This window comes from Pseudomonas sp. efr-133-TYG-23, assembly GCF_030209215.1.
GTDB lineage: Bacteria > Pseudomonadota > Gammaproteobacteria > Pseudomonadales > Pseudomonadaceae > Aquipseudomonas > Aquipseudomonas rhodesiae.
This window is the reverse complement of record NZ_JARVSL010000015.1, coordinates 117,698-139,881: the sequence shown is the minus strand read 5'-3', so window position 1 is coordinate 139,881 and position 22,184 is coordinate 117,698. Positions and strand designations below refer to the sequence as shown.

19 protein-coding genes are annotated in these 22,184 nt (G+C 60.7%); 9 read left to right on the top strand and 10 right to left on the bottom strand.

What is annotated here, in order from left to right:
- Nucleotides 1-11 precede the first annotated feature (11 nt).
- The 4 genes from ccoP to ccoN are packed head-to-tail and all read right to left on the bottom strand — an operon-like array spanning nt 12 to nt 3,209.
- Nucleotides 12-959 carry a cytochrome-c oxidase, cbb3-type subunit III gene (gene ccoP, locus QRN41_RS10440; protein WP_167416876.1) on the bottom strand — a complete coding sequence of 316 codons (948 nt, stop codon included), beginning with the start codon at nt 957-959 and terminating at the stop codon, nt 12-14.
- A complete protein-coding gene (locus QRN41_RS10435; RefSeq protein WP_034099670.1) occupies nt 956-1,162 on the bottom strand; it encodes a cbb3-type cytochrome oxidase subunit 3 in 207 nt (68 codons plus the stop codon). Before QRN41_RS10435 ends, ccoP begins: the two co-directional genes overlap by 4 nt.
- A gap of 3 nt (nt 1,163-1,165) precedes the next feature.
- On the bottom strand, nt 1,166-1,774 hold the full coding sequence (ccoO, locus tag QRN41_RS10430; RefSeq protein ID WP_034099669.1) for a cytochrome-c oxidase, cbb3-type subunit II: 609 nt from the start codon (nt 1,772-1,774) through the stop codon (nt 1,166-1,168).
- A gap of 10 nt (nt 1,775-1,784) precedes the next feature.
- On the bottom strand, nt 1,785-3,209 hold the full coding sequence (ccoN, locus tag QRN41_RS10425) for a cytochrome-c oxidase, cbb3-type subunit I (RefSeq protein ID WP_034138921.1): 1,425 nt from the start codon (nt 3,207-3,209) through the stop codon (nt 1,785-1,787).
- Nucleotides 3,210-3,287: 78 nt separating this feature from the next.
- On the opposite strand from ccoN, the gene QRN41_RS10420 reads away from it, so the two are divergent.
- Entirely contained in the window at nt 3,288-3,980 is a 693-nt protein-coding gene (locus QRN41_RS10420; RefSeq protein ID WP_285421531.1) for an alpha/beta family hydrolase, read from the top strand.
- Between the two features lie 93 nt (nt 3,981-4,073).
- On the opposite strand, the gene QRN41_RS10415 is transcribed toward QRN41_RS10420, so the two are convergent.
- The 4 genes from QRN41_RS10415 to QRN41_RS10400 all read right to left on the bottom strand — a co-directional run bounded on the left by QRN41_RS10415 (nt 4,074) and on the right by QRN41_RS10400 (nt 9,087).
- Nucleotides 4,074-5,639, bottom strand: coding sequence for a methyl-accepting chemotaxis protein (locus tag QRN41_RS10415; RefSeq protein ID WP_034099665.1), 1,566 nt, complete (start codon nt 5,637-5,639; stop codon nt 4,074-4,076).
- Between the two features lie 73 nt (nt 5,640-5,712).
- Nucleotides 5,713-6,504, bottom strand: a complete 792-nt coding sequence (locus tag QRN41_RS10410; protein WP_034138919.1) for a CPBP family intramembrane glutamic endopeptidase — start codon at nt 6,502-6,504, stop codon at nt 5,713-5,715.
- A 67-nt stretch (nt 6,505-6,571) separates the two neighbouring features.
- Nucleotides 6,572-7,468 (bottom strand): DMT family transporter, encoded by an 897-nt coding sequence (locus QRN41_RS10405; protein WP_034114788.1) that lies wholly within the window; start codon nt 7,466-7,468, stop codon nt 6,572-6,574.
- Nucleotides 7,469-7,533: 65 nt separating this feature from the next.
- Nucleotides 7,534-9,087 carry a methyl-accepting chemotaxis protein gene (locus QRN41_RS10400; RefSeq protein ID WP_502941886.1) on the bottom strand — a complete coding sequence of 518 codons (1,554 nt, stop codon included), beginning with the start codon at nt 9,085-9,087 and terminating at the stop codon, nt 7,534-7,536.
- 461 nt (nt 9,088-9,548) lie between these two features.
- Between QRN41_RS10400 and aceK the strand changes: the two genes are divergently transcribed.
- Complete coding sequence (gene aceK, locus QRN41_RS10395; RefSeq protein WP_285421529.1) at nt 9,549-11,255, top strand: bifunctional isocitrate dehydrogenase kinase/phosphatase; 1,707 nt, start codon at nt 9,549-9,551, stop codon at nt 11,253-11,255.
- 144 nt (nt 11,256-11,399) lie between these two features.
- Here aceK and QRN41_RS10390 read toward each other — a convergent pair whose 3' ends face one another.
- Nucleotides 11,400-11,810: a hypothetical protein gene (locus QRN41_RS10390; RefSeq protein ID WP_034138915.1), complete on the bottom strand. Its 411-nt coding sequence runs from the start codon at nt 11,808-11,810 to the stop codon at nt 11,400-11,402.
- A gap of 721 nt (nt 11,811-12,531) precedes the next feature.
- On the opposite strand from QRN41_RS10390, the gene hrpA reads away from it, so the two are divergent.
- From hrpA to QRN41_RS10370, 4 genes are all read left to right on the top strand, one after another.
- Nucleotides 12,532-16,443, top strand: a complete 3,912-nt coding sequence (gene hrpA / locus QRN41_RS10385) for an ATP-dependent RNA helicase HrpA (RefSeq protein ID WP_285421528.1) — start codon at nt 12,532-12,534, stop codon at nt 16,441-16,443.
- Between the two features lie 264 nt (nt 16,444-16,707).
- Nucleotides 16,708-17,829, top strand: coding sequence for a beta-ketoacyl-ACP synthase III (locus QRN41_RS10380; protein WP_034099658.1), 1,122 nt, complete (start codon nt 16,708-16,710; stop codon nt 17,827-17,829).
- A 16-nt stretch (nt 17,830-17,845) separates the two neighbouring features.
- The gene (locus QRN41_RS10375) at nt 17,846-18,460 is read left to right on the top strand and encodes an RNA polymerase sigma factor (protein ID WP_034114785.1); all 615 of its coding nucleotides are present in this window, start codon (nt 17,846-17,848) and stop codon (nt 18,458-18,460) included.
- On the top strand, nt 18,454-18,699 hold the full coding sequence (locus QRN41_RS10370) for a zf-HC2 domain-containing protein (RefSeq protein WP_034099654.1): 246 nt from the start codon (nt 18,454-18,456) through the stop codon (nt 18,697-18,699). The genes QRN41_RS10375 and QRN41_RS10370 overlap by 7 nt, the downstream gene beginning before the upstream one ends.
- A gap of 107 nt (nt 18,700-18,806) precedes the next feature.
- On the opposite strand, the gene QRN41_RS10365 is transcribed toward QRN41_RS10370, so the two are convergent.
- Entirely contained in the window at nt 18,807-20,129 is a 1,323-nt protein-coding gene (locus QRN41_RS10365; protein ID WP_034138912.1) for a putative porin, read from the bottom strand.
- Between the two features lie 284 nt (nt 20,130-20,413).
- Here QRN41_RS10365 and QRN41_RS10360 point away from each other — a divergent pair, with 284 nt between their 5' ends.
- The 3 genes from QRN41_RS10360 (at nt 20,414) to QRN41_RS10350 (ending at nt 22,120) form a co-directional block, all read left to right on the top strand.
- On the top strand, nt 20,414-21,538 hold the full coding sequence (locus QRN41_RS10360) for a GNAT family N-acetyltransferase (RefSeq protein ID WP_285421527.1): 1,125 nt from the start codon (nt 20,414-20,416) through the stop codon (nt 21,536-21,538).
- Between the two features lie 77 nt (nt 21,539-21,615).
- Nucleotides 21,616-21,894: a BrnT family toxin gene (locus QRN41_RS10355; protein WP_034138911.1), complete on the top strand. Its 279-nt coding sequence runs from the start codon at nt 21,616-21,618 to the stop codon at nt 21,892-21,894.
- A complete protein-coding gene (locus tag QRN41_RS10350; protein WP_034114783.1) occupies nt 21,872-22,120 on the top strand; it encodes a BrnA antitoxin family protein in 249 nt (82 codons plus the stop codon). The genes QRN41_RS10355 and QRN41_RS10350 overlap by 23 nt, the downstream gene beginning before the upstream one ends.
- The last annotated feature ends 64 nt before the right edge of the window (nt 22,121-22,184 follow it).

The following is a 22,184-nucleotide window of genomic DNA, read 5'->3' as shown; positions in this document are numbered from 1 at the left end:
GCCTTGAGTGGTTATTGCGCTTGGCTTTCTGGCTTTGCGCCATCAGCGTTGTGGGACAGGCTGTACACGTAAGCCGCCAGCAGGTGCACTTTGTCATTGCCTTGCAGGGCTTCCTGCGCTGGCATCTGGCCTTGACGGCCGTGACGGATGGTCTGCTGCAATTGCGCCAGGCCGGTGCCGTAGATGAAGCCGGCGGGTTCGGTCAGGTTAGGCGCGCCCATGGCTTCCACACCGTGGCCTTGCGGGCCGTGGCAGGCAACGCAAGTGGTGTTGAAGGTGGCCTGGCCAGCGGCCAGATCGACGGTGCTATCGGCCGGCAGCGGCAACTTGGCCAGGTCGTGGCGCACATAGGCCGCGACGTTTTTCACGCCGTCTTCGCCCAGTACTTCACCCCAGGCCGGCATCGCCGCGTGGCGACCGTTCATGATGGTGGTCTTGATCGCCTCGGCAGAGCCGCCCCAGCGCCACAGGTTGTCGGCCAGGTTTGGGAAGCCGTATGCGCCCTTGGCATCCGAGCCGTGGCACACGGCGCAGTTGGAGGCGAACAGGCGGCCACCCATTTTCAGCGCTTGTGGGTCTTTGGCTACTTCTTCCACGGGCATGGCCGCGAATTTGGCGTAGATCGGCCCAAATTTCGCATCGGCCTTGGCCATTTCCTTTTCCCATTCCTTGGCCTGGGTCCAACCGCCTTCATAGCCCGGCAGCACGCCTTTCCAGTTGCCCAGGCCCGGATAGAGGATCAGGTAGCCGACCGCGAACACCAAGGTGCCGACGAACAGCATGAACCACCACTGGGGCAGGGGGTTGTCGTATTCCTCGATGCCATCGAAGGCGTGGCCCATGGTCTGGTCGACACTGCCCTTGGTCTCGCCCTTGCGGGTGGAGATCAACAGCCAGGTCAGCCCGATCAGGCTGCCGATGGTCAGTACGCAGATCCATGTACTCCAAAATAGGGTCATGGCCGAGTGCTCCTTATTGCAGGCTCTTCTTGAGCGTCGGATGGGGGGGCGGTGGGCTCGTCGGCGAACGGCAGCAGGCGCGCCTGCTCGAATTCCGCATTGCGCCGATTGTTGAACACCCACAGCGACAAGCCGATAAAGGCGATGGCGACCACCAGCGTGCCGAGGCCGCGGATGGTGCCCGCATCGAATTCAAATCCCATGGCTCACCTCTTGCTCTTGATGGCAGTGCCGAGCACTTGCAGGTACGAGACCAGCGCGTCCATCTCGGTTTTGCCCTTGAGGCTGGCCACGGCGCCCTTGATGTCGTCGTCGGTGTACGGCACGCCGAGGGTGCGCATTACGTTCAACTTGGTCTCGGTGTGGCTGCTGTCGACCGGGGCCGTGACGAGCCACGGGTAGGCCGGCATTTTCGACTCAGGCACCACGTTGCGCGGGTTGTACAAGTGCGCACGGTGCCAGTCGTCGGAGTAGCGTGCGCCGACGCGCGCCAGGTCCGGGCCGGTGCGCTTGGAGCCCCACAGGAACGGGTGGTCCCACACGCTTTCGCCGGCGACCGAGTAGTGGCCGTAGCGTTCGGTTTCGGCGCGGAACGGGCGGATCATCTGCGAGTGGCATTGCACGCAGCCTTCGCGGATGTAGATGTCGCGGCCTTCCAGTTGCAGCGCGGTGTAGGGCTTCATGCCTTCGACCGGCTTGTTGGTCACGTCCTGGAAGAACAGCGGGACGATCTGGGTCAGGCCGCCGATGCTCACGGCGAGCACCATCAGCAGCATCATCAGGCCGACGTTCTTTTCAATCGTTTCGTGTTTCATCACTGACTCCTCAGGCCATCTGCGCGACAGGGGCGGCTTCGACAGGTTGTGCCGAGCGCACGGTGCGCCATGTGTTGTAAGCCATCAGCAACATGCCGCTGAGGAACACCGCGCCGCCCACCAGCCGCACGATGAAGCCTGGGTGGCTGGCCACCAGGGTCTCGACGAAGGAGTAGGTCAAGGTGCCGTCGTCGTTGATCGCACGCCACATCAGGCCCTGGGCAATGCCGTTGACCCACATCGAGGCGATGTAGAGCACGGTGCCGATGGTGGCCAGCCAGAAGTGCGCGTTGATCAGGCCAAGGCTGTACATCTGCTCGCGGCCGAAGACTTTCGGGATCATGTGATACAGCGCGCCGATGGAGATCATCGCCACCCAACCGAGGGCGCCGGCGTGAACGTGGCCGATGGTCCAGTCGGTGTAGTGGGAAAGCGAGTTGACGGTCTTGATCGCCATCATCGGACCTTCGAAGGTCGACATGCCGTAGAACGCCAGGGACACCACCAGGAAGCGCAGGATCGGGTCGCTGCGCAATTTATGCCAGGCGCCCGAGAGGGTCATCATGCCGTTGATCATGCCGCCCCAGCTTGGCGCCAGCAGAACCAGCGACATCACCATGCCCAGGGACTGTGCCCAGTCCGGCAGTGCGGTGTAGTGCAGGTGGTGCGGACCGGCCCAGATGTACAGGGTGATCAGCGCCCAGAAGTGCACGATGGACAGGCGATAGGAGTACACCGGACGCTCGGCTTGCTTGGGCACGAAGTAATACATCATGCCGAGGAAACCGGCGGTGAGGAAAAAGCCTACCGCGTTGTGCCCATACCACCACTGCACCATGGCATCCGTCGCACCGCCGTACAGCGAGTAGGACTTGGTCAGGCTGACCGGGATTTCCAGGTTGTTGACGATATGCAGGATGGCCACGGTGATGATGAACGCACCGAAGAACCAGTTACCGACGTAGATGTGCTTGGTGTTGCGCTTGGCCACGGTGCCGAAGAACACAATGGCGTAGGCCACCCAGACGATGGTGATCAAGATGTCGATCGGCCATTCCAGCTCGGCGTATTCCTTGGAACTGGTGTAGCCCAGCGGCAAGGTGATTGCGGCGAGCAGGATCACCAGTTGCCAGCCCCAGAAGCAGAACGCGGCGAGTTTCGGCGCGAACAGCTGGGTCTGGCAGGTGCGCTGCACCGAGTAGAAGGAGCTGGCGAATAGCGCACAGCCACCGAACGCGAAGATCACCGCGTTGGTATGCAGTGGGCGTAAACGGCCAAAGCTGGTCCAGGGCAAATCGAAGTTGAGCGCGGGCCAAACCAATTGGGCGGCGAGAAAAACCCCGAGCCCCATGCCGACGATGCCCCACACCACCGTCATAATGGCGAATTGGCGGACCACCTTGTAGTTATAGGCGGTACTTAATGTAGTGTTCATGGTTCCCCATCCACGGTTCAACCCAAGCCGAGCGGCACTTGGGCTGGAGTTATAGGCAGACTAAATAGCGAGGCAAGCATGGGCAAAGAGCACAAGGCCAGTATTGACGGGGATCAATGGGCGCAGTGTGCGCGGGAACATGGCTGGTTGTGGGATGTCGCGTCCAACGCGCCTTCGGGCGGGCCGATCACGCTTATCCTGGCCCACGGCGCCGGCGCGCCAATGGACTCGACCTTTATGAACGACATGGCTGCACGCCTTGCCGCACAAGGCGTGAACGTGTTGCGCTTCGAGTTTCCCTATATGGCTCAGCGCCGGCTCGACGGCGGCAAACGCCCACCTAACCCGGCACCGAAACTGCTGCAGGCCTGGCGTGAGGTGTATGCCGAGGTGCGGCGTCATGTCGCTGGGTCTGTGGCCATCGGTGGCAAGTCCATGGGCGGGCGCATGGCCAGTCTGGTGGCCGACGAACTGGGCGCCGAGGGGTTGGTGTGCCTGGGGTATCCGTTTTATGCGGTGGGCAAGCCGCAGAAGCCTCGGGTCGAACATTTGGCCGAGCTGAAGACCCCGGCCTTGATCGTGCAAGGTGAGCGCGATGCCCTGGGCAATCGGGCCGCGGTGGAGCGTTATGCGTTATCGCCGAGCATCGAGGTGATGTGGCTGGTGGCGGGGGATCACGACTTGAAGCCGTTGAAGGCTTCGGGGTTTACGCATGAGCAGCATTTGGAGGCTGCGGCCGTGCAGGTGGCTGAGTTTCTCAGCGTCTGTTAGGGCCAATCGGGAGCAAGCCCCCTCCCACATTCGACCGCATTCCAAGGGATGTACGCGGTTAACTGTGGGAGGGGGCTTGCTCCCGATAGCGGTCTAACGGTTGAAACGTTCGACCAAGGAATACTGGCTATTAGCTGTGTGGGTCAGGTCTTCACTCAATTGCGCCGAGTTCAGTGCCTGTTCCGAGGTTTGATCGGCCAGCAGTGCAATGGTGCTGATATTGCGGCTGATCTCCTCAGCCACCGAGCTTTGCTCCTCGGTCGCGGCGGCGATCTGGCTGGTCATATCGGTGATGTGCGCCACCGCTTCGCTGATGCCCACCAGCGCCTGATCCGCTTCCATTACCCGTGCCACGCCTTCTTCGGCCTGGCGATGCCCGGCATCCATGGTCTGCACGGCCGCGCTGGCGGTTTGTTGCAGCTTGGCGATCAAGGTATGGATCTGCCCGGTAGACTCGGCGGTACGTTGCGCCAGTTGGCGAACCTCGTCGGCCACTACGGCAAAGCCTCGACCCATTTCACCGGCACGCGCCGCTTCAATGGCGGCGTTCAGCGCCAGCAGGTTGGTCTGGTCGGCAATGCCTTTGATCACATCGACCACGCCACCGATTTCATCGCTGTCCTTGGCCAGTTGGGTCACGGTGACACCGGTTTCACCCACGGCGGTGGACAAGCGCTGAATTGCCTCGCGGGTTTCCCCGGCGATATCGCGGCCGCGACCGGTCAGGCGATTGGCTTCCTGCGTGGCATCGGCGGTGCGCTGCACGTGGCTGGCCACTTCCTGGGTGGTCGCGGCCATCTGGTTGACGGCGGTGGCCACTTGCTCGGTTTCGACGCGCTGGCGTTCCAGGCTGCTGGAGCTGTTATGCGCCAGGGTATTGGACTGCGACGCCTGATCGTTGAGGTGCTCGGCAGTGTCCTGCAAGCGGGTCAGACACGTCCTCAGACGCGCCTCCTGGCTGAGGATCGACATCTCCAGACGCGCCTGGGCGCCACGGCTGTCGGTGTACATCTGCGCGATCAACGGGTCGGACGTGGTCTGCTCGGCCAGGCGCAGCAGGCGCTTTAGGCCGCGCTGTTGCCAGCTCAGGCCCAGCAGGCCCAAGGGCACCGACAGCGCCGCGGCCAAGGCAAAACCCCAGTGGGAGTTAAGCCAGGCACCGATCATAAAGCTCAACTGGCTCACCAGAATAAAAGGCACCCAGTCCTGTAGCACCGGTAGCCACTTGTCGCGCCGTGGAATCGCCGACTTGCCCTGGTTGATGCGTTGGTAGAGCGCTTCGGCCCGGCGGATCTGCTCGGCGGTGGGTTTGACCCGCACCGATTCGTAGCCGACCACCTGGTTGCCATCGAAAATCGGCGTTACATAGGCGTTCACCCAGTAATGATCGCCGGTCTTGCAGCGGTTCTTGACAATGCCCATCCATGGCAAGCCTTGTTTGAGCGTCGTCCACATGTGCGCGAACACTGCCGCCGGAACATCCGGGTGACGTACCAGGTTGTGCGGGGCGCGCAGCAGTTCTTCACGGCTGAACCCACTGATCTCGACAAACGCGTCGTTACAGTAAGTGATCACGCCCTTGGCATCCGTGGTGGAGATCAACCGTTGCTGAGCGGGGAAGGTACGTTCGCGCTGGGTAACGGGCTGGTTATTACGCATGATTGTTCAATCCGCAAGGCTTTCAGGGGGTATCGACCGGCACGGGGGTTTATTTAACTTATTTTTGCAACAATCAACCGGCCAGCATCGGATACGTAAACAAGCCGAAGTGAAGCAGGTTCAAGCCAAAGTGCGTGGCAATCGCCGCCCCCAGGCCGCCAAACCGGTATGCCAAGCCGTAACCGACCCCGGCAATGCTCGCCAGCAGCACCCAGTGCCACCCCGCCCCCAGGTGCACCAGGCCAAATAGCAGCGACGCCAACAACAGCGCCAGGTTGTCGCCATAGGGCAGGTGCTTGAAGCGCCGGCTCAAGCCGCCTTGAATGTAGCCACGGAACAGCGCTTCTTCCACCAGCGTGACCAACAGCAGATTATTGAGCACCCACAGCCACGCCGGATCCGGCCATTTCGGTGCCCAACTGATGATGCCAAGCAGCGCCGCGCCGCCCAGTGCCGCGATGGCGGTGAGGGTCAAGGCCAGGGCGGTGACACAGATCGACAGGCGCAACGCGCGCCGCGCCACGATCCAGGGGCAGGCCAGCAGCAGCCAGAAGCCGATCAGAGGTTTGTCCTGATTCAGGTACATCGAGAACGGCACTGCATCGGGGGTGAAGCGTTGCGGGTCGATCCCGCGGCCGTTATAGAAGCCCGGCAACCAATGCATCGCCAGGCCCAGCGCCAATACGATAAACAAGCCGTGGCCCAGGTAGCGCGCCCAGGGTGTGTGTTGTTGGCGCACGGCATAGCCGGCGACCAGCAGCAGGGCGACTGACACCAACGCCAGTGCACCCAATTGTCCGTAAACCAGGGCCATTACATAGCCGATGGAAAGCAGTGCCAGGTACAGCCAGGGCAGGGTCAGCATGGGGGGAATCCTTGAAAATACCGGGCGGCAGTATAACGACCGTCCCTGACTCCCGCATGAAACCTGCCTACAAGGTCTTGGCCAGTTTCCCTACCCGTAATACCAGCCACAACGCGCCCGCGATCAACACCCCACCATATAGATGAGCCATGGACAGCGGCTCATCCAGCAATAAGGCGCCCCACAGCACGCCAAACGGCGGGATCAGGAATGTGGTGGTCATCGAGCGCACCGGCCCGATGGCCGTCAGCAAGCGGAAGTACAGCACGTAGGCAAACGCCGTACACACCAACCCGAGCCCCAGCAGCGATGCCCAGACCTGCCAACCGCCCCAACTGGCCGGTGGCTGATATAGGGCACTGACGGCGAAGAATGGCAGTAGAAACAAGGTCGCGCCGAGCATGCTGCCTAGAGCGGCGAGGCGGCTGTCCAGGCCGCCGCGTCGATCCAGCCAGCGGCGTGCCAGGAACCCGGCAAAGCCATAGCAGGTGGTGGCCAGCAGGCAGGCGAGGGCACCCATCAGCAGGGGCAGGTCGAATGCCACCGGCCCGGCGCGGGTCAGCACGGCCACGCCCAGCAGGCCCAGGCACACGCCGGCGATTTTCGAGGGGGTCAGGCGTTCGCTGAAAAACAACCCGCCGATCAACACGCCCATCAGCGGCGTGGTGGCGTTGAAAATCGCCGAATAGCCGGCCGGCAGCACTTGGGCGGCCACCGAGTACATGGTGGCGGGGATCCCGGAATTGATCACCCCCAGCAGCAGGACGGTTCTGAATTTACCCTGGAAATCCCATTTCACCCGCATCACGGCCAGCATCACCAGCAAGCCGGCGGCGGCGATCGATACGCGGAAGAACGCGGTGGGCAGCGTACCTATTTCCGGCGCAATGATGCGCATAAACAAGAAACTCGCGCCCCAGATAGCGGCCAGTCCCAGCAGGTAGAGGGTGTCGACAGGTCTCACGGAAAACTTCCTACGCGAATAAGCCGGCGAGTGTTGCCCAGCGCCCTGCGCGACACAATCCCTGATTACACGACGAAGCGCAGCACCATGCCATTGAGGTCCACCGCCAGGCGCGACAGCTCTTGGCTGGCGGCCGATGTCTGGGTGGCACCGGCGGCGGTCTGGGTGGACAGGTCGCGGATATTGACCAGGCTGCGGTCGACCTCGCGCGCCACCAGCGCCTGCTGCTCGGCGGCGCTGGCGATCACCAGATTGCGCTGGCTGATCTGCGAAATGGCGGCGGTGATCTTTTCCAGCGCGCTGCCGGCGCTGTTGGCCCGCTGCAGAGTCTGGCCGGCGTGCTCGGCGCTGCTGTTGAGTGCGTCAACGGTGGCTTGGGTGCCTTGCTGGATGCCGCTGATCATCTGCTCGATTTCTTCGGTGGAGTCCTGGGTGCGCTGCGCCAATGAACGCACCTCATCGGCGACCACCGCAAAGCCCCGCCCGGCCTCGCCTGCGCGCGCCGCTTCAATCGCCGCATTCAGCGCCAGCAAGTTGGTCTGCCCGGCAATGCCCCGTATCACCTCAAGCACCTTGCTGATGTCCTGGGCCTGTAGCGCCAAGCCCTCGGCTTTATTCGAGGCGCCGAGCACTTCGTCCACTAGGTTCTGGATTGAGCTGATGGTTTCACTGATCTGGTAGTGGCCATGTTTGCTGTCTTCGTCGGAGGCCTGGGACGCCTCGGCGCTGGACACCGCATTGCCCGCTACCTCGTCGACGGCCGCGCTCATTTGGTTGACGGCGGTCGCGGCTTGCTCGATTTCGTCGTTCTGGGCCTGCAAGCCGCGTGTGCTCTGATCCATCACCGAGCTCATCTCCTCGGCGGCCGAGGCCAGTTGCCGGGCCGATTCGCTGATTCCACGAATGGTGCCCTGCAACTGTGCTTGCATACTGGCCAGGGCGGTCAGTAGCTGAGCTGCTTCGTCCTTGCCGCTGACGGTGATGGGCTGGCTCAGGTCGCCGTTGGCGATGGTGCGGGCCACCCCCAGCGCCTGGCCGATCGGCACGGTGATGCTGCGGGTGAGCAACCACGCCAGCAGGAGGGTAGCGATCAGTGCAACCACGATAATCAGGCCGACCACCCACTGCGCGCTCCCATACAGCTGCGCGGCCGAATCGGCAGCGGCTTCGACGCCGTTCTGGTTGAACACAATCAAGTTTTCCAGGCTCTGGCTCAGCACGCCGCCCTGGGGCGCGAGGCGACCGACTAGCAAGTCGAGGGCTTCCTGCTGTTGGTCCTGGTCCACCAGCGCGATCATTTGCGCGACGATGGCGAGGTAGGTGGTTACGTGGCCTTTGAGGGTCTTGAGCAGGTCGCGTTCGGCGTCGTTGCTCAGCAGGGCTTCATGCCGGTCGAGCAGCTTTTGCAGTTCATCGCTGGTGCGGCTGATCACTGCTCTGCTGGTGTCACGCACGCGAGATTCGTCGGTGCTTACCAGGCGCAGGGACTCCAAGCGGATAGTGGCCACCAGGGCCGCACTGTCGTGAATGTTCTCGATGCTGGGCATCCACGTTTGCTCAATCACCAGCGCGCTTTCACGCAGCTTGGCCATCTGGCCCAGGCCAAACAGCCCCACCATCACCAGCAAACTGGCCAACGCGGCAAAACTCAGACCGGCGCGCATACCGATTCTCATGTTCCTCAATGACATCTCAATGCTCCTTGGACGATTAGAACCTCTTCCCGCATCGGCCTATGGCCTTGTCAGGGTGGGAAAGGGCGCGCTGTATATCAAAGTGCCATCAAGGTGGTAATCAGGGTTTCCCTTAGTTGGATCCAAAATCGAATTTTGTGTCGGGGGCTGGCGATAGGCGCCTTTTTCTTGGATTCAAGCGCCAGGCCACGCTGTGAGAGGCTCAGGCGAATGACGCGTTGCACGTTTCTAGTGCGTTAGTTGACCATCCGGTCGACTTATAAAAATTGCAAATTAATGTACAAAGTTGACAAGGTTGTAGAACGGCGCGGCGAAAATCCTTCTTCTCCTGGGTTCCCGCACTGGCTAAGCTCAGGGCTTCCCGATGCCCGTTCGAGGTTTCCCGCATGTCGCAGCCCACGTCCGCCCTTGCCATCGCCCGCACCATCCTTGAGGGCTTCGATGACTACCGCGAACACTTTCGCCAGATCACCGATGGTGCGCGCGAGCGTTTCGAAAAGGCCCAATGGCAGCTGGGCCAAGCAGCATCGGCGGCGCGGATCAACCTGTATGAAGAAAAGGTCGGCGAAGTCACCACGCGGCTGCGCGCGTGGTTCGAGGCCGCCGATTTGCTGGACATCGACCTATGGCCTTTGGTGAAAAGCGCCTATATCGGCCTGATCGACCTGCGTTTCGACGATGAATTGTCCGAGACCTGGTACAACTCGATCTTCTGCGGCCTGTTCAGCCACGACCTGATCAGCGACGGCTGTATGTTTATTCACACCACCCGGCCCAGTCTGCGTCGCGCGCGGGCGGCGCAAACCCGTGTCTACGCGCCGGCCGGGCAGATTGCCGAGATGCTCGCGCAGATCGTCGAGGACTACCGCTTCAGCGAGCCCTACGCCGACCTGGCGGCCGACTTGCGCCGGCTCGAAGCCCAACTGCGGGAAAACCTGCCGGATTGGGTGTGCAAAGACCCGGACCTCAAAGTCGAGCTGTTTTCGTCGGTGCTCTACCGCAATAAAGGGGCCTACCTGGTCGGGCGCATCTATACGCGCGATGAGCAATGGCCGCTGGTTATTCCGCTGCTGCACCGCGAAGGGCAGGGCATCCGCATCGATGCGCTGATCACCGATGAGGCCGAGGTGTCGATCATCTTCTCGTTCACCCGTTCCTACTTCATGGTGGATGTGCCGGTGCCGGCGGAGTTCATCGGGTTTCTCAAGCGCATCCTGCCGGGCAAGCACATTGCCGAGTTGTACACGTCCATCGGTTTCTATAAGCACGGCAAGTCGGAGTTCTACCGCGCGCTGATCAACCACCTGGCTACCACGGACGACCGGTTCATCATGGCCCCCGGCGTGCGCGGCATGGTCATGAGCGTGTTCACCCTGCCGGGCTTCAACACCGTGTTCAAGATCATCAAGGACCGTTTCTCACCGTCGAAAAACGTCAACCGCGCCACCGTGATCGAAAAGTACCGCCTGGTTAAAAGCGTCGACCGTGTGGGGCGCATGGCCGATACCCAGGAATTCGCCGATTTTCGCTTTCCCTTGAGCAAGTTCGACCCCGATTGCCTGGCCGAACTGCTGGACGTGGCCGCCGGGACTGTCGAAGTCGAAGGCGACACCGTGCTGATCCGCCACTGCTGGACCGAACGGCGCATGACCCCGCTCAACCTCTACCTGGAAAACGCCAGCCCCGCACAGGTACGCGAAGCCCTGGAAGATTACGGCCTGGCCATCAAACAGTTGGCGGCGGCGAATATCTTCCCCGGTGACATGCTGCTCAAGAACTTCGGCGTCACCCGTCACGGCCGCGTGGTGTTCTACGACTACGACGAAATCTGCTTTCTCACCGAGGCCAACTTCCGCCACATTCCCGCCCCGCGTACACCCGAGGATGAAATGGCCTCCGAGCCCTGGTACTCCATCGGCCCGCTGGACGTGTTCCCGGAGGAATTCCCGCCGTTCCTGTTTGCCGACATCGGCCAGCGCAAGCTATTCAACGAACTGCATGGCGAGTTGTACAACGCGGATTATTGGAAGGGCCTGCAGGAGGCGATTCGGGCGGGGAAGGTGATTGATGTGTTTCCGTATCGACGCAAGTGAGGAGAGGTGTCTTGAACCGCTCAATGACTGTGGTTTAGCGCACCCTGAAGTGTTCCCACTGAATAAAGCTACTGGCAATTATAAAAATGCCAGTAGCAAGGTGATGCAAGTTATAAGTCGATATATCTAACGGTTCGCTTGAGTTTACTTCAGGAATGGTACGTCTTTGTTAGTTTCCAGTACCCTGTCGCTCCAGTTGGTCAAACGATTTCTGTCCACTTCGTTGGACGAACTGCTCTGGCCTTTAGCCGTTGCCTGGTAGAGGTCATTCATCGACTCTTTATATGCGTTGTCGACATTCTTGGTCGAATACCCTTTGTCCTGTAGTTCAATTTTTCTCTGTAGCAAACCTATAGGCTTGTCAACATGACTTTGACCGAATTTGGACGTAGGGAAGTCGGTGGGGAGACTTTTTAAAGTTTCTATGGTTTTCCACGAACTGGAGGACGATGCCGAGGCGCCTTGTGGCATGCTGTCGGGCGTGCGTTGGTGCTTTTCCGCAAATGAATGTCCATAGCCTCCGACACGAGATGAAGACATGCGATCTATAGGCATAAAAACTCCGATGACTGTTGTTGGCAACTGGTAAATAACGCGTCGAATATAGTTTCGAGATTGCATCAGTGCATTAGTGTTTTTTCACAAAAGCATAAAATGCTTCTTTATTTATTTAACTAAATAAAACGCTGTGTTTTTAACGGGGTATTAAAAGTATTGAATGGAAAGGTGAGTCTTCTTGGCTTTCGTTTGTTAATGGTCACTCATGAAGTTCACGCCTCGATTGGCCTGGCTTATAGAGTGATACTGCGAGATTCTATTTGCCGTCAGGTTGGTGGCCGGTGTGGATGGAGCACGGCTATTACTGGCCGAAGGTTGGGTACCTGTTGCTTGTGCATAGCTCGGAGGGTGCTCATAGGGCGGCGGGTTCCGAGGATTTGTTGCTTCGGCGTAGGAGGGCGGGTTGTGTGAGCGCGTAGTGGACGGACTTAGCGGCATGGAAACTCCGGTTCACGTTGAAAAATGAAGGTTGGCCAGAGGTGTCTGGAAGGTTCATTGAACCGTTCGCATGCCATCTATCCCATCGGACTTCTGCCATTAAGACGACAGAGTGATCTACTCAGTGGCGTAGTAAATATCGTCGTCGGCGGTAAGTCAGCGCAGTCGTAATTGACTGACCGTCTCCATACTGGTCGAAATCTGCGACAATCCCGCCCTCTCTGATGACTTACGCTGCGCAGGCCTCACCTGCCTCACCCAAAAGACCCTTGCCGCCCTGATGACTGACCAAGCGCCCACTATCGACCAACTGCTCAGAAACCTCGATCACGCCATGCTCGCCGACCGCCACCGCTTGCGCCGGCAGTTGCTTGAGCTGCGCAAGAAACCCGACGAGGAAAAGTTGGCGCAGTGGGTCGCGCGCATGCAGGCCTCCTGTGCCCAGGTGACGGCGCGGCGCGCCAGCCTGCCAGTGATCCGCTATGACGACAGCCTGCCCATCGCCGCCAAGCGCGATGAGATCAAGGCCGCGCTGAGCAAGCACCAGGTGTTGATCATTGCCGGCGAAACCGGCTCGGGTAAGACCACCCAGTTGCCGAAGATCTGCCTGGAAATCGGTCGCGGCCAGTACGGCCTGATCGGCCATACCCAGCCACGCCGGATTGCCGCGCGCAGCGTGGCCAGCCGCGTCGCCGAAGAACTGGCCACGCCCCTCGGCGCGCTGGTCGGTTACCAGGTCCGTTTCGAAGACCAGAGCGACGCCAACACCCTGATCAAGCTGATGACCGACGGCATCCTGCTGGCGGAAACCCAGAACGACCGTTATCTGGAACGCTACGACACGATCATCGTCGACGAAGCCCACGAACGCAGCCTGAACATCGACTTCCTGCTCGGCTACCTCAAGACCCTGTTGCCGCGTCGCCCGGAACTCAAAGTGATCATCACTTCGGCCACCATCGACCTGGAGCGCTTCTCCAAGCACTTCGACGATGCGCCCATCGTGGAGGTCTCGGGTCGTACGTTCCCGGTGGAGACCTGGTACCGCCCGCTGACCCTGGAGCAGGACGAGGAGGGCAACCGTGTCGAGGACGACCTCACCGTCGACCAGGCGATCCTCGCCACCCTCGATGAAATCGCCGCCTACGAGCGCAGCGAACGGCGTAGCCCCGGCGACGTGTTGGTGTTCCTGCCGGGCGAGCGCGAGATTCGCGACGCCGCCGACATGCTGCGCAAGGCCCAGCTCAAGCACACCGAGATTCTGCCGTTGTATGCGCGCCTGTCGCCCGCCGAGCAGCAGCGGATCTTCCAATCCCATCCGGGCCGTCGCGTGGTGCTGGCGACCAACGTCGCGGAGACCTCGCTGACGGTGCCGGGCATTCGCTATGTGATCGACAGCGGCACGGCGCGCATCAGTCGCTACAGCTACCGCGCCAAGGTGCAGCGCCTGCCCATCGAAGCGATTTCCCAGGCCAGCGCCAACCAGCGTAAGGGCCGCTGCGGCCGGGTTGAGCCGGGCATCTGCGTGCGTTTGTACAGCGAAGAGGATTTTATCGGCCGTCCGGAATTCACTGACCCGGAAATCCTGCGCACCAACCTCGCCGCGGTGATCCTGCAAATGCTGCACCTGCGCCTGGGCGAAATTACCGACTTCCCGTTTATCGAACCGCCGGACGGCAAGGCCATCAGTGACGGTTTCAATCTGCTGCAAGAGCTGTCGGCGGTGGACCGAAACAGCCAGTTGACCCCACTGGGCCGCCAGTTGGCGCGCCTGCCCGTGGACCCACGTATGGGCCGCATGCTGCTGGAAGCGGCCAAGCTCGGCAGTTTGCAGGAAGTGCTGATCGTCGCCAGCGCCATGTCGATCCAGGACCCGCGCGAGCGCCCACCGGAGCGCCAACAGGCCGCCGACCAGGCCCACGCGCAGTGGAAAGACCCGGATTCGGACTTCGCCGGCTTGGTCAATCTGTGGCGCGGCTTTGAAGAGCAGCGTCAGGAACTGACCGCCAGCCCGCTGCGCAACTGGTGCCGCAAAAACTTCCTCAACTATTTGCGCCTGCGCGAGTGGCGCGATTCCCATCGCCAGTTGAGCCTGATTTGCCGCGATATGCAGTTGGCCATCAATAAAGACCCGGCGGACTACCCGAAACTGCACAAAGCCGTGCTGTCCGGCCTGCTCAGCCAGATCGGCCAGAAGACCGAAGACGGCGATTACCTGGGGGCGCGTCAGCGGCGCTTCTGGATCCACCCGTCCTCGGGCATCGGCAAAAAGCGCCCGCAATGGCTGATGACCGCCGAACTGGTGGAAACCACCAAGCTGTATGCGCGAATGGTGGCCAAGATCGACGCCGACTGGATCGAGCCGCTGGCCGGGCACTTGATCAAGAAGAACCACTTCGAGCCCCATTGGGAGAAGAAGCGCGGCCAGGTCGTGGCATTTGAGCAAATCACCCTGTTCGGGCTGATCGTGGTCGGCCGCCGGCCGGTGCATTACGGCCCGGTCGACCCGGTCGTCTCACGGGAATTGTTTATCCGCGAAGGTCTGGTGCGCGGCGAGATTCAATCCCGCGCCAGGTGCCTCAGCGCCAACCAGCGCTTGCTGGAGCAGCTCGACGAACTGGAAGCCAAGGCCCGCCGTCGCGATATCCTGGCCGACGAAGAAACCCTGTACGCCTTCTACGACGCGCGCTTGCCGGCGGAAATCCACCAGACCGCGACCTTCGATAGCTGGTACAAGATCAACAGCCAGAAAGATCCGCAATTGCTGATCATGCGCGAGGAGGACGTGCTGGCCCGCGAGGCCAGTGAAGTCACCGCCGCGCATTACCCCGACACCTTGCACTTGGGCGATCTGGCCCTGGCCTTGAGTTACCACTTCGAACCCAACCACCCGCGCGACGGTGTGACCTTGCGCGTACCGGCGCCGCTGTTGCCGGCGCTGCCCGCCGAGCGCCTGGAATGGCTGGTGCCAGGGTTGATCGAAGCCAAGTGCATCGCGCTGGTGCGCAACCTGCCCAAAGCGTTGCGCAAGAACTTTGTGCCGGTGCCGGACTTCGTCAAGGCCGCGCTGCAACGTATCGAGTTCGGCCAGGGCTCGCTGCCCCAGGCGCTGGGGCGCGAACTGCTGCGCATGACCGGTGCGCGGGTCAGTGACGAAGCCTGGGCCGAAGCGGCGCAGCAGGTGGAAAACCACCTGAAGATGAATCTGGAGGTGGTCGACGGCCAGGGCAAGTTCCTCGGCGAAGGCCGCGACCTGGCCGAACTGACCGCACGCTTCGCCGAAGCCAGCCAAGCCGCGCTCGCCGTGCCGCAGACCGCGAAAAGCCAGCAACCGGTGGAGGCCAAGGTGTTCGCGGCGGTGGCCGAGAAGACCCAGCAGAACATCGCCGGGCTGTCCATGACGGTGTACCCGGCGCTGGTGGAAGAGAACGGCACGGTCAAGGAGGGGCGTTTCTCAACCGCCGCCGAGGCCGAGTTCCAGCACCGTCGCGCTTTGCAGCGCCTCTTGATGCAGCAACTGGCGGAACCGGCGAAATTCCTGCGTGGCAAGTTGCCCGGTCTTACCGAACTGGGGCTGATGTACCGCGAACTGGGGCGTATCGACGCGCTGGTCGAAGACATCCTGTTGGCCAGCCTCGACAGCTGTGTGTTGGAAGGCGAAGCCAGCCTGCCGCGCGACGGCGCCGGCCTGGCGGCCCTGGCCGAGCGCAAGCGCAGGGGCTGGACCGAACACGCCGAGCGCCTGGCGCGCCTGACCCTGGATGTGCTGAAACTCTGGCACGGCCTGCAAAAGCGCTTTAAAGGCAAGATCGACCTGGCCCAGGCCGTGGCGTTGAACGACATCAAGCAGCAACTGAGCAACCTGGTGTACCCAGGCTTCGTACGTGAAACGCCGGCGCAATGGTTCAAGGAACTGCCGCGCTATCTCAAGGCCATCGAATTGCGTCTGGAGAAGCTGCCGAGCCAGGTACAGAAAGATCGAGTGTGGAGCGGTGAACTCAGCGGCCTGTGGACGCAGTACCAGAACCGCCTGAACAAACACACCCAAGAAGGCAAGCGCGACCCGCAACTGGAGCTGTACCGCTGGTGGCTGGAGGAGTACCGCGTGTCACTTTTTGCCCAACAGCTTGGAACCAAGGTGCCGATTTCCGACAAGCGATTGAGCAAGCAGTGGAGCCTGGTCGAGGCCTGATCGCTTTTTCGGTCAGCCAGGCAGGCAGATCAAAATAGGAGAGGGGGCTTGCCCCCTCTCCTATTGAAACCCGCTGGCAGATGGCGCCAAATCCCGGTGTTTGTGGCAAACTTCGCCGCTATAAATGCCGGGATCGTCGCAGAAGTCTGCGGCGCGATGGAATAAAGCGATGCCAGTTTGGTGTCCGCGGTGCGGAATCGGACTACTTACAGTTTGGTACGACGGTACCAATATCTTCTGCCTGACAGATTTAGAGGAACGACCGTGCATAACGTCGTCATCAGCGGCACTGGCCTGTACACCCCGGCCAATAGCATCTCCAACGAAGAGCTGGTGCAGTCTTTCAATACCTACGTGCATCAGTTCAACAGCGACAACGCCGCCGCCATCGAGCGCGGCGATGTGCAAGCGCTGACCGAGTCCAGCGCGGCCTTTATCGAGAAAGCATCGGGTATCAAAAGCCGCTTCGTGATGGACAAGGACGGCATTCTCGACCCCCAGCGCATGACCCCGAGCCTGCCAGAGCGCAGTAACGACGAATGGTCGGTGCTCTGCCAGATGGCCGTCGGTGCCGCTGAACAGGCCCTGCAACGCGCCGGTAAGACCGCCGCCGACATCGACGGTGTGATCGTCGCCTGCTCCAACCTGCAGCGCGCTTACCCGGCCATCGCCATTGAAGTCCAGGAAGCCCTGGGTATCGCAGGCTTTGGTTTCGATATGAACGTGGCCTGTTCTTCCGCTACGTTTGGCATCCAGAATGCCGCCAACAGCATCCAGCTGGGCCAGGCCCGGGCGATCCTGATGGTCAACCCGGAAGTTTGCACCGGTCACCTGAACTTTCGTGACCGCGACAGCCATTTCATCTTCGGCGATGCCGCCACGGCGGTGATCCTGGAGCGTGCCGACCTAGCCACCTCCGAGCATCAATTCGACGTGGTCAGCACCAAGCTGCTGACCAAGTTCTCCAACAACATCCGCAACAACTTCGGCTTTCTCAATCGCGCGGCGCCGGAAGGCATCGGTGCGCCGGACAAGCTGTTCGTGCAGGAAGGCCGCAAGGTGTTCCGCGACGTATGCCCGATGGTCGCTGAGCTGATTGGCGTGCACCTGCAAGAAAACCAGCTGAATGTGGCGGATGTGAAGCGCTTCTGGCTGCACCAGGCCAACCTGAGCATGAACCACTTGATCGTGAAGAAACTGCTGGGCCGCGAAGCCACGGTGCAAGAGGCGCCGGTGATTCTCGATACCTACGCCAACACCAGTTCGGCCGGTTCCGTGATTGCGTTTCACACTTACCAGGACGACTTGCCCAAGGGCTCGGTTGCCGTGCTCAGTTCGTTCGGCGCGGGTTATTCGATCGGCAGTGTCATCCTGCGCAAGCGCTGAATAACCGGAGTCTTTAATGGCTGCAGCGGACGACGCGCACCTGCTTGAACGTTTGCTCAAGGGCGAGCAGCAGGCTTACAAAGAACTGGTCAGCACCTATCAGAGCGCGATGCGGGCGGTGGCTTATGCCATCGTCGGCCAGCGCCATGCCGATGAAGTGGTACAGGACGCCTGGCTGTCGGTGGTGCGCAACCTGGCGAAGTTCGAGGGGCGTTCCAGCCTCAAGACCTGGTTGCTGACCATCACCGCCAATGCCGCCAAGGGCCGTTACAAGCAGAATCGTCGGGAGGTGCTGCTCGACGATTTGCCTTCGCCCCACGGCACCATCGGCGACGACCGTTTCAGCCCCGATGACGGTCACTGGGCCGTCGCCCCTTATGCCTGGCACCAGGACACGCCGGAGGCGTTACTCACCGAGGACGAACTGCGCGACTGCCTGGAACATACGTTGCTGAGCTTGTCCGAGCTGCAAAGCAGTGTGTTGGTCTTGCGCGAACGCCAGGGCCTGGCGTTGGAAGAAATCTGTAATCTGCTGACCCTCTCGCTCTCCAATGTGCGAGTGCTGTTGCATCGGGCACGGCTTAAAGTCTTCGCCACGGTGGAGCATTTTGAGGAAACCGGCGAATGCTGACCTGTAAAGAACAAGTGGCACGTTCCAGTGATTATCTCGATGGGCAATTGACCTTTCGCGAGCGCCTGATGGTGCGTCATCACTTGATGTTCTGCGCGAACTGCCGCCGGTTTATCCGCCAGATGCGCCTGATGCAAGCCACCTTGAAGATGATGCCCGACGCGCCGGTCAAGAATGTGGATGCCTTGGCGCAGCGGCTCGCTGACGAGCGGCGCAAGGATCGCAAAGACGGGAAATAAACAGGCTCGCGTGGGTGAGCCGAACGGATGATGGGGATCGCCCCGCCCACGCCAGACTGTGACAACCACCTTGGGCCTTCCTGGCCCAAGGCTTACAACGCCTAGCTTCAGAACTTGGCTTCGGCATCCAACTGCAGGGTGTTGGTGTCGGCGTCGCGCTGGGTACGGCTGGAGAAGTCCGCCTTGGTCAGGAAGTACGTGGCACCGACCGCGAAGTTCTTGTCGATGTCGTAACCCACTTTGAACTTGTGACCGCGCGAACCGGTGGTGCCGTTGGCGAAGTCCGAGTCGGTGAAGGCGCCGACCACGGCGTTACGCTGGGTGTCGCGGTAGTTGTAGTCCAGGTTGAAACCGAACACCTTGGACTTGGCGCCCAGCAACCAGGCGGTGTCCTGATCGGTGGAGGCGTCGTTGTTTTTTACGTATTGACCGTACAGCGACAGCGGTACGGCCAGGCCGCCGATGTCCAGTTGGCTGAAACCTTCGTACAGGCGGAACTCTTCGTTGGCCGAGTTACCGTTGACCGCCAGCGCGCACGGCGTGGTGGTCGTGGTGCAGCGGCTGTCCTCATCGTTCTGATAGGCGTAGACGCTGCCGCCCACGGTCAGTTTCAGGTTGTCGGTCAGCGAGAAACGCGAGCCCAACTGGCCGGCGGTCAGGCGCAGGTCGTGGCGGAATTGCACGCCGTCGCCGTCGACGTTGTCTTTGAGGTTGTAGTTACCAATGCTGCCGAACAGCTCGGCGCTGCTGCCCAGCGGGTACTTGTAGGTCAGGGCCAGGCCTTCAGGGTTGATATCGCTATCCCAGATCACATCGCCCATGTTGACCCACGGTTGCAGCATCTTGCCGCCGATCACGTGCAGGTTCTTGATCTGGTCGGGGTGGTAGTCGATGTAGCCCAGGTCCAGCCAGATCGACTTCTTGTCGAAGTAGCCATCCTGATCCTGGTTGGTGGAGCGCGCGTCGTCGCCGCCGCCGGTGGCGATACGGATGCCGGTGTCCACTTGCGGGTTGATCTCAGTGTAAGCGCCCAGACGCGCACGGATGCGCTGACGATCCTTGTCACGCCCGCCGTTGTTGGGTTCGCCGTCGATCTTGATGGTTTCCTGGCGGAAGCGTACATCGCCCTTGAACTGCGTCTTGGCGGCCCAGGCCAGCTTCTGGTCGAACACGCTCAGTTCGTTGGCTTTCTTGGCGGTGGCCGCGATCTGTTCGTTGGTCTCTTGTTGAGCTTGCCGTGCGATCTGCTGTTCTTTCTGGTCTTTGGCCAACTCGTTTTGCAGTTCGGTGTACTGCGCCGCAGTGATCTGGCCGTTGGCCTTGAGCATGTCGAGCAATTTCGCGTCGACTGCGGCGCTGGCCGGAACGCTCAGGGCCAGCAACAGGCCGCCACACAGGACCGCCGCAGTTTTAGTGGAAGCAAGACGCATATCAATCTCCGAAAGTGGGGAGGGATGGCAAACCATCCAGGACACAACCGACCGTTGACGGACGGAAAAAATAACCGCCTGCTAGAACCAGGCGCTCTAAAAACAGGCGTCAGTATCGCGGTGGTTTATGACGGAACAGTGGCAAAGTAATGTCATGTCGGTGACAAATTGTTCGGGCGTGGAACTATTGGTTTAGAGCCTTGTCCGGCGATTCGAGGGTGTGCTGGTCGCGGCGATAAGCGATACTCGCGAAGCTTTCACGCCATGATGTAGTGAGGATGCCGATGCCGTTGCAACGCCTGGACAGCCTGTCCGAAATCGCCCCGCATACATGGGATGCGCTGCTACCGAGCGCCCAGCCCTTTGTGCGACATGCCTTCCTCAGCGCTTTGGAGGACAGTGCCAGCCTGGGCCCACAGTCAGGCTGGCAAGCGGAGCATTTGCTGCACTGGGAGGGCGATCGACTGGTGGCGGCGCTGCCCGGTTATCGCAAATGGCATTCCTATGGCGAGTACGTGTTCGATCACGGCTGGGCCGATGCCTGTGAGCGCGCCGGTATCGATTACTACCCCAAACTGCTGGTTGGCGTGCCGTTCAGCCCGGTAAGCGGCCCGCGTTTGCTGGCCGCCAGCGTCGAGGATGGTTTCGAGCTGCTCAACAGCCTGCCCGGTTACCTGGAAATCGAAGGGCTTTCCAGCGCGCATATCAACTTTACCGACGGGTTGGCTGATGAGGCCTTGGCCGGCCAACCGGGCTGGTTGCAGCGCCTGGGTTGTCAATTCCACTGGCAGAACCGCGGCTACCGCGACTTTCAGGATTTCCTCGACGCCCTGAGCTCGCGCAAACGCAAGCAGATGCGTAAGGAGCGCGAGCAAGTGGCGGGGCAGGGCATCGAGTTCGAATGGCTGCAAGGCCACGAACTGAGCGAGGCGCAGTGGGATTTTGTCTACGCCTGTTACGCCAACACCTATGCAGTCCGTCGCCAGGCGCCGTACCTGACCCGCGCCTTTTTCAGCCTGCTGGCCGAACGTATGCCCGAGGCAATCCGCGTGGTATTGGCCAAGCAGGGCACACGCCCGGTGGCCATGGCTTTCAGCCTGATCGGCGGCGACAGCTTCTACGGCCGCTATTGGGGCTGCCTGGCGGAATTCGACCGCCTGCATTTCGAAACCTGTTTCTACCAGGGCATGGACTACGCCATCGCTCACGGCCTGCAACGTTTCGACGCCGGTGCCCAGGGTGAGCACAAACTGATCCGTGGGTTCGAGCCGGTGATCACGCGGTCATGGCACTACCTGCGGCATCCGGGCTTGAAAAAGGCGGTGGAGGATTTTCTCGAGCGCGAACGGGTAGGCGTTTTGGCCTATGCCGAAGAAGCGAGGGCGGCGCTGCCGTATCGGCAGGCGTAGACCGTTCGTCCGCGTCGCGGCAAACGAACTGTAAAATTGACTATTTTGTATGTACAAAAGTACATACAGGCATTGCCATGCGTTTTGAATGGGATGAATCAAAAAACAAGGTCAATATTTCCAAGCACGGAATCGATTTCAATGACGTACCCGATATTTTTCGCCATCCGATGCTGGCCTTGCGCGATGATCGAGCGGATTATGGGGAAGAGCGTTGGATCTGTATTGGCTGGATAAAACGGTTAATGGGTGTAGTCGTATACACCGAGCGGTGTGGTGATGTGATTCGTATCATCTCCGCCCGAAAGGCAACTAAGAAGGAGGCCAAATACTATGACGCAAACATCCAAAACTGATTGGGAGCGCCTGGCCAAGATGAAAGATAAAGAAATCGATACCAGCGATATCCCTGAGTTGGACGCCGAATTTTTCCGACGTGCGGAGTTACGTGTGCCTGTAAAACAGGCGGTGACTATTCGGCTGGATGCTGACGTTCTTGAGTGGTTCAAAGGTCAGGGTACGGGCTACCAGACACGGATCAACCAATTGTTGCGTCAATACATGCAGGCCCATCAGGGTTAAGTCAGCCTCTATTGAATGCAGCCCTGCCCTGTATCGGCAGGGCTGCCCCGGCCCATCGTGGTAT